The sequence below is a fragment of the Agreia pratensis genome (assembly GCF_900177685.1).
Lineage (GTDB): Bacteria > Actinomycetota > Actinomycetes > Actinomycetales > Microbacteriaceae > Agreia > Agreia pratensis.
The window spans coordinates 482,066-496,639 of record NZ_FXAY01000001.1; the positions used below are offsets into that span (position 1 = coordinate 482,066).

General features: G+C 65.8%; 13 protein-coding genes and 1 tRNA gene. 2 read left to right on the top strand and 12 right to left on the bottom strand.

Annotation, left to right across the window (positions count from 1 at the left end):
• Positions 1-6: 6 nt before the first annotated feature.
• From B9Y86_RS02300 to topA, 7 genes are all read right to left on the bottom strand, one after another.
• Complete coding sequence (locus tag B9Y86_RS02300; protein WP_280522289.1) at positions 7-993, bottom strand: Gfo/Idh/MocA family protein; 987 nt, start codon at positions 991-993, stop codon at positions 7-9.
• Between the two features lie 63 nt (positions 994-1,056).
• A tRNA-Thr gene (locus B9Y86_RS02305) sits at positions 1,057-1,132 on the bottom strand.
• Positions 1,133-1,206: 74 nt separating this feature from the next.
• A complete protein-coding gene (locus tag B9Y86_RS02310) occupies positions 1,207-1,845 on the bottom strand; it encodes a TetR family transcriptional regulator (RefSeq protein ID WP_085483718.1) in 639 nt (212 codons plus the stop codon).
• A 2-nt stretch (positions 1,846-1,847) separates the two neighbouring features.
• Positions 1,848-3,425, bottom strand: coding sequence for an alpha/beta hydrolase (locus B9Y86_RS02315; protein WP_085482543.1), 1,578 nt, complete (start codon positions 3,423-3,425; stop codon positions 1,848-1,850).
• The gene (locus tag B9Y86_RS02320; protein ID WP_085482545.1) at positions 3,422-4,579 is read right to left on the bottom strand and encodes a DNA polymerase III subunit delta'; all 1,158 of its coding nucleotides are present in this window, start codon (positions 4,577-4,579) and stop codon (positions 3,422-3,424) included. Before B9Y86_RS02320 ends, B9Y86_RS02315 begins: the two co-directional genes overlap by 4 nt.
• A 34-nt stretch (positions 4,580-4,613) precedes the next feature.
• The gene (tmk, locus tag B9Y86_RS02325) at positions 4,614-5,267 is read right to left on the bottom strand and encodes a dTMP kinase (protein WP_085482547.1); all 654 of its coding nucleotides are present in this window, start codon (positions 5,265-5,267) and stop codon (positions 4,614-4,616) included.
• Complete coding sequence (topA, locus tag B9Y86_RS02330; protein ID WP_085482549.1) at positions 5,264-8,206, bottom strand: type I DNA topoisomerase; 2,943 nt, start codon at positions 8,204-8,206, stop codon at positions 5,264-5,266. The genes tmk and topA overlap by 4 nt, the downstream gene beginning before the upstream one ends.
• Positions 8,207-8,430: 224 nt before the next feature.
• On the opposite strand from topA, the gene B9Y86_RS02335 reads away from it, so the two are divergent.
• The gene (locus B9Y86_RS02335; RefSeq protein WP_085482551.1) at positions 8,431-8,673 is read left to right on the top strand and encodes a hypothetical protein; all 243 of its coding nucleotides are present in this window, start codon (positions 8,431-8,433) and stop codon (positions 8,671-8,673) included.
• 11 nt (positions 8,674-8,684) lie between these two features.
• Here the strand turns inward: B9Y86_RS02335 and B9Y86_RS02340 are convergent, their stop codons facing one another.
• From B9Y86_RS02340 to B9Y86_RS02360, 5 genes are all read right to left on the bottom strand, one after another.
• Positions 8,685-9,443, bottom strand: a complete 759-nt coding sequence (locus B9Y86_RS02340; protein WP_085482553.1) for a M15 family metallopeptidase — start codon at positions 9,441-9,443, stop codon at positions 8,685-8,687.
• Positions 9,440-9,829 carry a TadE family protein gene (locus tag B9Y86_RS02345; RefSeq protein WP_085482555.1) on the bottom strand — a complete coding sequence of 130 codons (390 nt, stop codon included), beginning with the start codon at positions 9,827-9,829 and terminating at the stop codon, positions 9,440-9,442. Before B9Y86_RS02345 ends, B9Y86_RS02340 begins: the two co-directional genes overlap by 4 nt.
• A gap of 13 nt (positions 9,830-9,842) precedes the next feature.
• Positions 9,843-10,031: a DUF4244 domain-containing protein gene (locus B9Y86_RS02350; RefSeq protein ID WP_139824746.1), complete on the bottom strand. Its 189-nt coding sequence runs from the start codon at positions 10,029-10,031 to the stop codon at positions 9,843-9,845.
• 131 nt (positions 10,032-10,162) lie between these two features.
• The gene (locus tag B9Y86_RS02355; protein ID WP_085482559.1) at positions 10,163-11,095 is read right to left on the bottom strand and encodes a type II secretion system F family protein; all 933 of its coding nucleotides are present in this window, start codon (positions 11,093-11,095) and stop codon (positions 10,163-10,165) included.
• Positions 11,095-12,219, bottom strand: coding sequence for a TadA family conjugal transfer-associated ATPase (locus B9Y86_RS02360; protein ID WP_085482561.1), 1,125 nt, complete (start codon positions 12,217-12,219; stop codon positions 11,095-11,097). The genes B9Y86_RS02355 and B9Y86_RS02360 overlap by 1 nt, the downstream gene beginning before the upstream one ends.
• A gap of 400 nt (positions 12,220-12,619) precedes the next feature.
• Between B9Y86_RS02360 and acs the strand changes: the two genes are divergently transcribed.
• Positions 12,620-14,572: an acetate--CoA ligase gene (gene acs / locus B9Y86_RS02365; protein ID WP_085482563.1), complete on the top strand. Its 1,953-nt coding sequence runs from the start codon at positions 12,620-12,622 to the stop codon at positions 14,570-14,572.
• Positions 14,573-14,574: the final 2 nt, after the last annotated feature.

Genomic DNA, 14,574 nt, shown 5'->3' on the forward strand with positions numbered 1-14,574 from the left:
GGATCGCTATTCGCCGGGGTAGACGACGCCCATCTGTCGTCGCGCCTCATCGAGCACGGTCATGATCGCCACGCTCTCGTCGAGGGGAAGGAGCGCGCTTTCGCGATGACCATCCCGAACGAGGCGCTCGAGCTCCCACGCCTGGAACTGCATTCCACGTGAGACGACCTTCTCGTCGTAGCGTTCGAGAACCGCGCCGTCGTCACCCGAATAGACGGTGAAGCTCGCCTGGTTGTACCAGACCGAGTCGATCTCGATTCGCCCCTCGGTGCCGACGACGGTGGCGGTATTCGCGCCTCGAGTGTCGAGTGCGGTGTGCAGAACGGAGATCGCGCCGCCGTCATGTTCGAGAATCAGCGCCACCTGACGGTCGACGCCCGTCGCCGTCTTGTCGCCCCTGGCCGTGACCGCGGTCGGCGCGCCGAACAGATCGACGGCGAACGACACGGGGTAGATACCGAGGTCGAGCAAGGCGCCGCCGCCCAGCTCGGGATTGTTGATGCGATGCTCCGGATCGGACGGCAGCAACTGGTCGTGGTCGGCGATCAGGGTGCGCAACTCACCCAGCGTTCCGGCCGCGATGATCTCGCGAATGCGCACCATCGACGGCAGGAATCTCGTCCACATGGCTTCGAGCACGACGACACCCGCGCGGCGCGCCGCCTCGGCAACCTCGGTCGCTTCGACCGCGTTCAGCGTGAAGGGCTTCTCGACCAGGACGTGCTTGCCTGCCGCAATGGCGAGGAGAGCGTTCTCGGCATGCATCGGATGCGGTGTGGCCACGTAGACCGCATCCACGTCGGGGTCGGCGACCAGAGCCTCGTACGTCGGGTGCCGAGCCGCGATGTCGAAGCGGGCGCCGAATGCGTCTGCCGACTCCTGGCTGCGAGATCCCACTGCCGCGACCGCGATGCTTGTGGCACGCAGATCGGTGACGAACATCTCGGCGATTCCGCCGGTGCCGAGGATTCCCCAGCGCAATGGAGTGGACACGATTCTCCTTCGAAGTCGGACACCCAACGAAAGAAAGCCCGGATCATCCGGGCTTTCTCATGGTGGGGCCGCCTATCAGAATCGAACTGATGACCTATTCATTACGAGTGAATCGCTCTACCGACTGAGCTAAGGCGGCCTGGCCATCGCATTTCACAGCGAATGGCACAGCAACAAATCCTAGCCGATGTTGACGGGGTTCGCTGACACCGATCAGAGCACGTGCCTCAGCAGGGCGAACGACTCCACGAGCTTCTCGGCCAGGGACTCCTCATCTTCGGCGTCTGCCCACAGAGTGTAGGCATGGCGCATGGCCGCCATGGCGACCAGAGCTGTGAGCCGCGCTCGTGCTTCGAGCGGGCCACCGGCATCCGCCGATTCGAATGCGGCGCCGTGGGCGATCAGGCGACGCTCGATCGCCTCGGCCAGCACGGCCTCGAATCCCCGCATGCCGGAGATCTTAAGCACCAACAGTTCGGGATAATCGCGCAGGACCTGGCGACGGAGTTGATGTAGTTCTCGATCTCCGGTTCCGAGCATCGCCATGTGCTGCATGAGTTCGAGAAGTCCATCGAAGATATCGCGGTCGGAATCGTCGTCGACAAAGCTCTCGATGAGTTCGGACTGCACCGCCAGGGGGTTCTCGCCCACCATCGCGGCCTCTTTCGAGGGGAAGTAATTGAAGAAGGTGCGGGGTGAGATGTTGGCGACCCGACTGATCTCGTCGACCGTCACCTGGTCGAGACCGCGCTCCGCTGCAAGCTCGAGCACCGTGAATTGAATGCTGCGGCTCGTGGCGCGCCGCTTTCGCTCACGGAGGCCGACGCTTTCGTCTAGAACTGCGGATGTCATGGTCAGCTCGTGCATCGCGGATCGGACGCGGGAACGGTTCCCTCGAGGAAGTACGCGTCGACGGTCTTCTTGACGCAGCTCGACGTGCCGTAGGCCGTGTGTCCCTCTCCGACGAAGGTGATCAGGTGACCGCTCGACAACTGGCCGGCGAGGCCCTCGGCCCAGGCATACGGTGTCGCCGGGTCGCCTGTGGTGCCGACGACCAGAATCGGCGCGGCCCCCTGCGCCGTCACGGCGTGGGGCGTGCGCGTGGTCTTGTCTGGCCAGGCATCGCACGAGATGTCGCCGTAGCTCCACCACGGACCGACGGTCGGGGCGGCGGCAACGAGGTCGGCATTCTGCTTCTGCACCGTAGCCGGATCGTTCGTGTACGCGTAGTCGAGGCAGTTGATCGCCATGAAGGCTTCGGTCGAATTGTCTTTGTAGCTGCCGTCGGCGCCACGGCCGTTGTACCCGTCTGCGAATTGCATGGCGTAATCGGCATTCCCGGCGAAGACGTCAGAGAACATGTCGCTCAGGTAGCTCCAGTTCTCTGCGTTGTAGAGCGGGTAGATGATCGCCGTGAGCATGGTCGACGAGCCCAGCTCACGCCCATCCGACGCCCTGATCGGGCTGGCGTCGACCTGTGCGATCAGCTGGCCGATCTTCGCCATGCCGTCGTCGACGCTGCCCTCGAAGGGACACGACGACTTCGTAAGGCAGTCGGTGAGGTAGGCCTTCAACGCGTTCTCGAAGCCGACGGCCTGACCGACGCTGACGTCGAAGTTGCTCGACGTCGGGTCGAGGGCGCCATCGAGCACGAGCCTGCCGACCTTCTGCGGATAGAGATCAGCGTAGGTCGACCCCAGGAACGTTCCGTAGGAGTATCCGAGGTAGTTGAGCTTGCTGTCGCCGAGTGTGGCGCGCAGCAGGTCGAGATCGCGGGCCGCGCTGACCGTGTCGACGTGCCCCAGCAGATCTGCGCTGTTCTTCTCGCACGAGGTCGCGAACTGAGCCGCCGATGCCGTGTACGCGTCGAGCCACTGCTGCGAGCCCCGCGCGCCGGGGAGTATGTCGTAGAGGTACGAGTCCATCTCTTTGTCGGTGAGGCAGCTGACCGCAGACGAGCGGCCGACGCCTCGCGGGTCGAAACCGACCACGTCGTACTGGGCCTGCAGCGCATCGCTCACTGCGAAGTCGAGGCTGTCTTTGATGAAGTCGTAGCCGGAACCTCCGGGGCCTCCAGGGTTGACGAGCAGCGAGCCGAGACGGGCGCCCGGACCGCTGGCAGGATGCTTCACGAGCGCGAGCGAGACGTCTGACTCAGAGGGGTTCGTCCAGTCGAGCGGGGCCTTGGCCTCGGCGCACTGCAGCCCGTCGCCGCAGTCCGTCCAGGTGAGCACCTGATCGTAGAACGGGCGGAGATCGGCATCGACGTCTTCGGCCGACGGGGTCGACTCGGCCACAGGCTTGTCGCTGCCACCCGACGAGGTGCGATCGACGAACCACGTCGAGCAGCCGGAGACGAGAACGGTGACGGTAAGAGCGGCGACGGCGAGAGAGACGAACCGTCGCTTGCGGCGCGGAGTGGTGACTGTCACGGAGTTGTCCTTCGTTGGCGAGTGGCGGTGATGAGAGCTGCCTCGAGTGCGAGGGCCGGAGCGACGTTGGCAGCGATTCGACGACGGGCGACTGCCAGCGCATCGAGCACCGCCAGCGTGTCGGCAGGATCGCTGCCCGACGCGACCTCGTCGAGCCGCGATTGGATGGCGGAATTGATCGTCGGCAGCCCCGAGCCCAACTGAACGAGGAGTATGTCTCGATAGAGCGACATGATGTCGACGAGAATGCGGTCGAGTCCGTCGCGAAGACTGCGGGTGGCCCGGCGCTTCTGATCGTCTTCGAGGGTCTTGATCTGCGAACGGAGAGCAGGTGGCACCGCCTGCCCCGCCTCGACACCCATCGAGCGCAGCGCGCTCTCGCGCTCTTCGGCGTCGCGCTCGAGAGTGATCGCCTTGGCATCGTCGCCTGCGATCTCCATGAGACGCGAGGCCGCGACGACGGCCTGCGGCACGTTCTGGATGCCCAGGGCAAGACTCAACGTCTCGTCGCGTCGGGCGCGCGCCTCGTCGTTCGTGGCCAGGCGGTGAGCCATGCCGATATGGCTCTGCGCCTCACGAGCCGCTCGCTCTGCGACCTGCGGATCGACCTTGTCGCGCCGCTCGATGAGTGCCGCGACCTCGTCGACTCTCGGCACTCGCAGGCGCACCGAGCGAACTCGAGAGCGGATCGTGGGAATGAGATCGGCCTCGCTGGGTGCGCAGAGGATCCATACCGTTCGCTCTGGCGGTTCTTCAAGCGCCTTGAGCAGCACGTTGCTGGTTCGCTCGACCATGCGGTCGGCGTCTTCGATGACCATCACTCGATACCGGCCGACAGACGGAGAGAACTGCGAAATCGACACGAGTTTGCGCACCTCCTCGATCGAGATGATGACTCTCTCGGTGGTGAGCACGGCAAGGTCGGGGTGAGTGCGGGCTTCGACCTGACGGGTGGTGGCAGGATCGCCGTCGGCGCCATGCCTGCTGAGCAGAGCCGCAGCGAACGCGTAGGCGAGGTTCGAACGCCCCGAACCGGGAGGACCGGTGATGAGCCAGGAGTGCGTCATCGAATCGCCCGAGTTCGCGGGGTCGGCAGCGGCTCGGAAGATGGCGATCGCATCGTCTTGGCCGGTCAAGTCGCTCCACACGGTCATAAAGACAACCTACCCGGAGCCGACGACAGGGGGCTCAGGATGCGTCCGTTCCCGACGACGCATCCTCGAGAAGCGGCTCGACTGCCGCGCGGATCCGTGCGGCGAGCGATTCGGGCGACTGCGCTGCGTCGAGCACAAGGAACCGCTCAGGCTCGGATCGGGCAAGGGCGAGGAACGCAGCCCGCACTCGGGCGTGGAACTCGCTCTTCTCGTTCTCGAGCCGATCGAAGCGGGTACGCGATCCATCGAGTCGCGCGCGCGCCTCGTGCTCGTCGAGGTCGAGAAGAATCGTGAGGTCGGGCAGAAGACCTTCCGCCGCCCAGAGAGAAAGACTCCTGATCTCGGCGGAGTCGAGAACGCGACCAGCACCCTGGTAGGCCACCGAGGAGTCGAGATATCGGTCTTGGATGACCACGTCACCGCGTTCGAGCGCCGGTCGCACCTTCGTGCTGATGTGATGTGCCCTATCGGCCGCATAGAGAAGCGCTTCGGCCCGGGGGCTGATGTGCCCGCGGCTGTGCAGCACGATCTCGCGCACTTCTGTGCCGAAGTCTGTGCCGCCGGGCTCGCGGGTGCGCACGACGGTGCGGTGCTTGCCGTCGAGCCACTGCTCGAGGAGCGCGGCCTGGGTGGATTTGCCCGAGCCGTCGCCGCCCTCGAGCGTGATGAAGAGTCCGGGTGCGGTCACGTCGTGGGCGCGGCCTTCGTCGCAGCAGTCTTGGCTGCCGTGGTCTTTGCTGCCGTGGTCTTTGCCGCGGGGGCCTTGCGCGCAGCCGGTTTCGTGGCCGTGGTCGCGCCGTCGGTCTTCGATGCAGCGGCCCTCTTGACGGGGGCCTTCTTCGCCGCAGGCTTCTTCACAGCAGCCTTCTTGGCCGGGGCCTTCTTGGCGGCGGTCTTGCGCGGTGCCGCCGGACCCTTCGCGCGCTTGTCTGCCAACAGCTGCACTGCCCGCTCGAAGTCGACCTCTTCTACGGTCTCGCCCTTAGGGATGGTGGCGTTCGTCACTCCGTCGGTGACATAGGCGCCGAACCGTCCGTCTTTGATGCGGATGGGCTTGCCGCTCTCGGGGTCTGCCTCGAATTCTTTCAGGGCCGACGAGGCACGCCGCGCCCCGTACTTCGGCTGTGCGAACAGTTCGAGGGCGCCGGGCAGGTCGATCTCGAAGATCATGTCTTCGCTGGTGATCGACCGGGTGTCGGTGCCCTTCTTGAGGTACGGCCCGAACTTGCCGTTCTGCGCGGTGATCGGCTCTCCCGATTCCGGGTCGTCGCCGACAACGCGAGGGAGGTCGAGCAGACGGAGGGCGGTCTCGATATCGATCGTCGCCAGATCCATCGACTTGAACAAAGACGCGGTGCGTGGCTTCGGAGCCGTGCTCTTCTTGGCCGCCGGCTTGCGAGCGGGCGCCTTCTTGGCCGTTCCGTCAGCGGCGACCGCAGGCGCGGCCTCCACGACAGCGGCTGCCGCCTCGACCGGCGTCTCGGGCTCGGGGTCGACCTCGGTGACGTAGGGACCGAACCGGCCGTCCTTCGCGACGACGTTCTTGCCTGTCTCCGGGTTCACCCCGATGATGCGATCGACGACCACGGGAGCGTCGATGAGCTCACGGGCTTTCGCTTCGGTCAGCTCGTCGGGAGCGAGATCAGCGGGAATGTTCACCCTGCGCGGCACGGCGTCTTCCGCGGCGCCCTCCTCCCGCACCTCGAGATACGGGCCGTACTTGCCGATGCGGAGAGTGATGTCCGGCGCGATGACGACGGAGTTGACGGTGCGGGCGTCGATGTCGCCGAGATTGTCGATGACGTTGCGAAGGCCCCGGTGACCCTCGTTGCCGAAGTAGAAACCGTTGAGCCAGTCGACTCGATCTTCTTCTCCCCCGGCGATGCGGTCGAGGTCGTTCTCGAGCGTCGCGGTGAAGTCGTAGTTGACCAGGTCGCCGAAGTAATCCTCCAGGAGCCGCACGACCGAGAACGCTATCCAGCTCGGCACGAGTGCCTGGCCTCGCGGTGACACGTACCCTCGGTCGATGATGGTCGAGATGATCGATGCGTACGTCGACGGGCGGCCGATGCCGAGTTCGTCGAGCGTCTTCACCAGGCTCGCCTCGGTGTACCGGGGCGGCGGCGAGGTCTCGTGACCCGCCGCGTCGACCGAAACGGCGCGCAGCAGCTGACCCTCCTTGAGTGGCGGAAGCTTGGCCTCGGCAGGCTCGGCGGGACCGTTGCGGTCTTCGTCCTGGCCTTCCTCGTAGGCGTGCAGGAAGCCGCGGAAAGTGATGACGGTTCCGCTCGCGGTGAACTCGGCGAGCGCGGGCTCGGTCATGCCCTCGACGAGGGTGGGGCCGGCGGCGATGGTGACGGATGCCGTCACACCCTTCGCGTCAGCCATCTGCGAGGCGACGGTGCGCTTCCAGATCAGGTCATAGAGCTTGAAGTCGTTGCCGCGCAGAGTGGAGGCCAGCTGGGTCGGCGTACGGAACGTCTCTCCCGCCGGGCGGATAGCCTCGTGGGCTTCTTGCGCGTTCTTGCTCTTGCCGGCGTAGAGGCGAGGCTTGTCGGGAACGGTCTCGGCTCCATATAGTGACTTGGCCTGCGACCGTGCGGCGTTGAGCGCCTGCTGCGACAGCGACGGCGAGTCGGTTCGCATATAGGTGATGTACCCGTTCTCGTAGAGAGACTGGGCGACACTCATGGTCTGCCGAGCTGAGAAGCGAAGCTTGCGCGACGCCTCCTGCTGCAGCGTCGACGTGGTGAACGGGGCGGCTGGGCGGCGGGTGTAGGGCTTCGAGTCGACCGATGAGACCGCGATGTTCACGCCGGGAGCAGTCAGCGCGGCTGCGAGCGCCTTCGCACCGGCCTCGTCGAGGGGCGTCGCCTTCGACTTGAGCTTGCCGTTCTCATCGAAGTCGCGGCCGGAGGCGACGCGCTCTCCGTTGATACGGGCAAGTCTCGACTCGAAACCCTCCGACTTCGACAACTGATCGAGTTCCGGAGAGAGCTGGGCCGTGAGGTCCCAGTACCCGGCCGCAGTGAACGCGAGCCGCTCGCGCTCACGCTCGACGACGAGCCTCGTCGCAGCGGACTGGACACGACCGGCCGAGAGGCCCGGGCCGATTTTGCGCCAGAGCACCGGCGAGACCTCGTAGCCGTAGAGGCGGTCGAGAATGCGCCTGGTCTCCTGGGCATCAACGAGTGCTCCGTCGATCTGACGGGTGTTGTCCCGAGCCTTTTCGATGGCCTCACGGGTGATCTCGTGGAACACCATGCGATGCACCGGAACCTTGGGCTTCAGCACCTCGAGCAGGTGCCACGCGATGGCTTCTCCCTCGCGGTCTTCATCAGTCGCGAGGTAGAGCTCGCTGGCGCCGGCCAGCGCTTTCTTCAGCTCGGCGACCGTCTTCTTCTTTGCATCGCTCACGACGTAGTACGGCGCGAAGCCCTTCTCGACGTCGACGGAGAACTTGCCGAGCGACCCTGTCTTGAGTTCGGCGGGAAGATTCTTGGGCTCGATGAGGTCACGGATGTGACCGACAGACGCCTGCACCTCAAAACCGTCGCCGAGGTACTGGGCGATGGACTTGACCTTGGTCGGGGACTCGACGATCACGAGCTTTTTCGGGCCTGGCACTGTGCTCCTCAGCAAGAATAAAGAGAATCGAACCACTCGCGATTATCTCGGGTAAGCGTCTTCGACGGGGTTCGGCGGGCACTGATGGCCCATCTGCCACACCATACACACCTCTTTACCCTGATTGCCTAATTGCGCAAGTGGCGAGGATGCGGCGGCAACCCCCTTGCGAAGATCGTGCGGGTGAGGAAGATGGAAAGCGACCTCATAGGAGAGGATGCGAAATGACAACGACAGAATTCGGAAGTTACACCGCCAAGCTGACGGACGGGCCACTGGAAGGTCGCACCGTTCGAACGGAGTTCACCCAGGCGGGCGAACCTCTCGCGCAGCTCGAGATCCCAGCGGGAACTGCGAAGCGCTACGTCTATCTGCGGGGCAGCGGCGTGGAGTACAACGGCGAAGGCGACAACGCCGCGCTGCCGTCGGCCGTCGACTACCGCTTCATCGAGTCTCGGCTGGGCTGAGCGACGGAGCATCACCCCTCGTAGTCCCAGTGCCATGGCTCGTCGGGATCGGTGAGTGGTTCGAAGCCGAACTGCGCAGCGTTGTCGACGAGCCAGGCATGCGCCGCCCCGCCTCGAACGACGGGCGGATTGACGAAGTCCACGGCCAGGGCCTGACCGTGATTCGACGTGCCGGGAATCGCCGCCCGAGGCCAGCCGTACTCGTCGAACGCGCGCTGTTGGCCGGCGAGATCGCGGTAGCCCTCGTCGACTGGAAGGTAGTCGCCGGTCTGCGAGTGGTAGGCGTCGAGCATCTGCACGAGCGCGGCGGCCGCGTCGGGGCGCAGGTAGACAGGAGGATCGGCGCGAACTCCGGGATACGAGATCACCACCAGCTCGTCGAGCGGGATCGCCCCGTTTGCATCGGATGCCTGTTGGGTCTGTCGCGGCACCGCTGCCCGTGCTGTCACAGAGAACGTCGTCGCGAAGATCTGACGGCCGACCGCCACGGTGGCCTCATCACCGACCACGTCGCAGCTCAGGAGCGACGCCTGGTTGAGAGCTGCTGCCTCCGCCGCGATGTCGCAGGCCCGGGCGCTCGATCCCGCTGATGCGGTCTCGGCGGCCGCGATCGCCGCGGAGTCTGCTGCCGCATTCGCTCCTGCTTTGGCCGGCATGACGGAGAAGAGCGACAGGGCGAGGAGTGAGAAGGCCAGCGTTCCTGCGGCCACCGTCAGCGCCAGCATTCCCCCCGCGCCGCGGTCGTCGGCCATGTGGCTCCGAACGGTCATTGCCCGCCTCCCAGCGCACACGTGGTCGAGGTCACGGGAATGGCGGCGAGCGCGAACGGGCCGGCCGTCGCCGACACGGTGACCGTCGCGCACACGAAGCGGCCGTCGACTTTCGACTCGAGAACCGCGTCGTCTCCCAGGAGTTTCGTCACTGTCTCTGCCGCACCTGAATCGTCGCCTCGGCCGAGCAGTCGGGCCGCCGATGATGCCCCATCGGCGACCCGCATCTGTTGCACGATGAGCTGGAATCCTCCGAGTACGGCCGCGACGATGACGAGCACCGCCGGCAGCACTGTGACGAACTCCATGGTGACGCTGCCGCCATCGGCACGAAGTGCGCGGAGCGCTCGGAGCGCACCGAATACTCGAACGGGGATCTGCTGCATCGTGCTGCCCCGCCTATCCGGGGATGCTCAGCGCTGTGCGCACGAGATCCATGAGGATCTGCTTCACCGCATCGCCGCGCAGGAGCATCACTAAGAGGCCGGCCAGGCTCACGGCCGCCATCGTGGCGACGACATACTCCGCGGTCGCGGCTCCCTCGTCGTCGCCCAGCGCCTGCACTGCAGCATCAGTCGACCTCGCCATTCGCGGGTGGGCCGTGTTCAGGTCTCTCATCATTACTCGCTCTCTTTCGGTTTGGGCACGAGTGGGGTGGGGTCTCCAAGCCTCGCCGCGCAGGTGCGTGCGTTCAGCGGCCGGACTCGATCTGTGCGGGCTCACGAGAGTCCGACCACGGTGGAGGAGAAGATGGAGATCATCATCGGCGCGACGCCGAGCAGCATGAATGCGGGAAGAACACACACTCCGAGGGGAATCATGAGGGTCGTGCCGAGAGCAGCGGCGCGCGACTGCGCGCGGCTTGTCGCCTCGCGTCCGAGCTGCCGCGCCTCGCTCTGCAGCAGTTCGGCCGCCGGGACCCCCGCCGCGCGTGACAGCTCGAGTACCCGATCGATGCGTTGCGGATCATCGGATTCACCGAGATCGTGCAGCCGCAGAGCCTCGGTCGCCAGACCGCGAGCGCGTGCGAGCGAGCCGCCACCCGAGAGACCGATGGCCACCAGCTGTGCGGTCAGTCCCGGTGACGATTCGCTCGGCCTCGCCTTGGCCACGAGTCGGGATGTCCACCGCGCGGCGGCGGCTGTGAGCAGAGCTCCGGCGACGAGGCAGCTGATGCCCAGAGGTGTGCCGAACAGGACGCCGATCGTGTCGAACCCCAGAAGTGTTCCGAAAAGCAGGCCGAGCACGGGCATGACACCGACGAACCGCGCGGTGGATCGGGGGCCTGCGAGAGCTGCATCGACGTCTCGATGGAGTTGCCCGATCTGGCGAAGAGAGTCAGCCGTCTCACGCAGGCTCGACGCGAGCGGAGCCCCGCTCTCATTCGCCACGAACCACGATGCGGCGACCGCTCGCCACGCCGAACCAGCCTGAGCGGCTTCTGCCGACGATGCCGCACTCATGATCGCTGCCGGGATCGAGCCCCCGGCGATGACAGATCGCGCGACCGTGTCGACCGCATGGTCACGTGGCTCACCCGCATCACTCAGATAGCGCCATGCATTTGTGGGCGCCACTCCGGCACCGAGCATCACCGCGAGCCGTTGCACCACTGAAGCGACCGCCTCGACAGACAGAGCATCCGCCGCCATCACCCGACCGCCTCGACCTGCAGACGACCGGCGGCATCGATGCCGAACCTGCCCACGGCATCCAGAACCCGGCGCGGCCCGCGACGTTCGAGATGCAGCACGAGGCCGATGGCGCTGACTGCCTGTCTGGCCACCGTCTGCGGACTCATCGCCGCGAGGGAACCGAGCGCCTCGAGGCGCGCGGGCACGTCGTCGAGCGAATTCGCGTGCAGTGTGCCCGCGCCGCCATCGTGCCCGGTATTGAGGGCTGACAGCAGTTCGCGGATCTCGCCGCCCCGGCACTCTCCGAGAACCAGCCGGTCGGGCCGCATGCGGAGGGCCTCACGCAACAGCCGATCGAGCCCTACGCCGCCGGCTCCCTCGAGGTTCGGCTGGCGCGTCTCGAGCGCGATGAAATGGGGATGCTCCACGCGGAGTTCGGCGACATCCTCGACCGCGATGATGCGGTCTGCGGGATCGGCCGCCGCCAGAAGTGCCGAGAGAAACGTGGTCTTACCGCTGCCCCCGGCACCCGTGATCAGCAGATTGGCCCGGTTGCGCACGGCCTCGTCGATGAATGCGCGGGCGCCCTCAGCCTCGGCGCCTTCACCGAAGAGCCCGGAGGCCGCCAGAGAGTCAAGTCGAGGGCGGTCGAGCGGGGGAATCCGGATGGAAAGCAGGGTTCCCCTCGGGGCGATCGGAGGAAGAGCGGCGTGCACCCGGATGCCGTCGTGGAGTCGGACATCGGCGCACGGGGTGGCCTCGTCGATGTGCCGGCCGCCACGCGCGACGATCGCCACGGCGAGCTCACGGAGCTTCGCCTCGCTCGGGCACGACCAGGTCTCCTGCCGCACGAGTCCCGCTCCCCTGTCGACCCAGAGGTCGTCTGGGCCGTTAACGAAGACATCGGTCACGTCGGGGTCACCGACATACCCCGCCAGCGGCCCGAAGTCGGATGCGCCGGCACGGTTGCGCACCTCGGAAGTCGGTCGGCGCGCTCCGAGCGGCTCCGTGCCCGCGCCTTCGGTGGGGGACGGCGGCGCGGGCACGGGTCGAGGCGCGCTCAGCACGGGAGCTGCAACGAAGGGTTCGCGCACGTGCGCTGCCTCGTCGGGCCTGTCTTCCGTGTACTGTCTGCTCGCCATGTCCACGACCGTAGAAGCAGCGGGCGCGCCGCAGGGGACACAATCACGAGACTGTGGAAGGTTCAGTCGAGGCTCAGATGGGGAGGACAAGAACGCCTCGCGGCACACACCGAAGAGAGCGGTTAAAAGAGAAGGGGCGGCACCTAATGGGGGGAAAAGGTGCCGCCGTAGCAACGCTGGATTGGGGGAATCCGTTTGTGCGTTGCATCTGGAAACGAGGTCCAGTGGGATCGAGTTTACTCGCCGGAAACATAACCGCAACTTCCCTCAGCTTTTTCTCAGCGGGCCCCGGCGAAGGCCCGTTTTCCGGGGGCAACGCGATGCAACATCGCCCTCCTTCCGCGCCGTCCTAGCCTGGCTATGCTGGCATCAGCCGTCGCAAAGGAGCGCACTGAAACCCATGAGTAATCGCATCGACAACCTTCTCCACGAGGCCCGCCGTTTTCCGCCCACCGAGCAGTTCGCTGCTGACGCGATCGCTGGCGCAGACCTCTATGAAGCCGCAGAAAACGACCGCCTGCAGTTCTGGGCAGACCGCGCGCGCGAGCTGCTGCACTGGCACACCCCGTTCACCCGCACCCTCGACTGGTCGAATCCTCCTTTCGCGAAGTGGTTCGACGACGGCGCCCTCAACGTGGCGTACAACTGCCTCGACCGCCACGTGCTCGCCGGCAACGGCGACCGCATCGCCCTGCACTGGGAGGGCGAGCCCGGCGACTCGCGCAGCTACACCTACTCCGAGCTCACAAGCGAGGTGAAACGCGCCGCGAATCTGCTGACGAGCCTCGGCATCCGCCAGGGCGACCGTGTGGCGATCTACCTGCCGATGATTCCCGAGGCCGTCATCTCCATGCTGGCTGTCGCCCGCATCGGCGCCGTGCACTCCGTGGTCTTCGGCGGATTCAGCGCTGAGAGCCTTCGCAGCCGCATCGATGATGCGAGCGCCAAGCTGGTCATCACGGCAGACGGCGGGTATCGCAAGGGCTCCGTGTTCCCACTGAAACAAGCCGTGGATGCCGCACTGGCGGCAGACGGCGAAAGCACCGTCTCGCACGTGCTCGTGGTCAAACGCGGCGGCAACGAGGTCGAATGGACCGAGGGCCGCGACCTCTGGTGGCACGACGAGATGGTCGCCGTCGACGACGAGCACGTGGCGAAGGCCTTTCCGGCAGAGAACCCGCTCTTCATCCTCTACACCTCGGGGACGACGGGAAAGCCGAAGGGCATCCTGCACACCTCCGGCGGCTACCTCACGCAGACGGCCTTCACTCACAGGTCTGTCTTCGACTTGCACGCAGAGTCGGACGTCTACTGGTGCACAGCCGATGTCGGCTGGATCACCGGACACAGCTACGTGGTCTACGGTCCGCTGGCCAACGGCGCTACGCAGGTTCTCTATGAAGGGACGCCCGACTCCCCTCACCCTGGCCGCTGGTGGGACATCATCCAGAAGTACGGCGTGTCGATCTTCTACACCGCGCCCACGGCCATCCGCTCGTTCATGAAGGCAGGTCGACAGATTCCGCAGCAGTTCGATCTATCGAGTCTGCGCCTGCTCGGCTCGGTAGGCGAGCCGATCAACCCAGAGGCCTGGATCTGGTACCGCGATGTGATCGGAGGGGGCGAGACACCGATCGTCGACACCTGGTGGCAGACCGAGACCGGCGCCATCATGGTCTCCGCCCTGCCCGGGGTGACCACGCTCAAACCGGGCTCCGCTCAGGTCGCGATCCCGGGCATCCAGATCGAGGTTCTCGATGACGAAGGGCACGATGTCGGACTCGACTCCGGCGGCCTGCTCGTGGTGAGCGAGCCGTGGCCATCGATGCTGCGCGGAATCTGGGGCGACCCAGAGCGCTACAAAGAGACCTATTGGGACAAGTTCGGTGACAAGTACTTCGCCGGTGACGGCGCTCGCCGAGATCGCGACGGCGACCTCTGGTTGCTCGGCCGCGTCGACGACGTGATGAATGTGTCGGGGCACAGGCTCTCGACGGCCGAGATCGAGTCGGCGCTCGTGTCGCATCCCATGGTTGCGGAGGCCGCCGTGGTCGGAGCCGAAGACGAGGCGACCGGCCAGGCGGTCGTCGCTTTCGTGATCGTGCGCGCGAGCCAGGCCGACGTCGCGACGGCCGACGAGGCATCCGCTCTGCTTCGTGCCCACGTCGCCGAGCAGATCGGCGCGATCGCGAAACCACGCACCGTCTTTCTCGTGGCGGAATTGCCCAAGACGCGATCGGGCAAGATCATGCGGCGGCTGCTGAGAGACGTGGCCGAGGGCCGTGAGGTCGGAGACACCACGACCCTCGCAGACACGCAGGTGATGCAGATCATCACCGACAGGCTGAAGTAGTC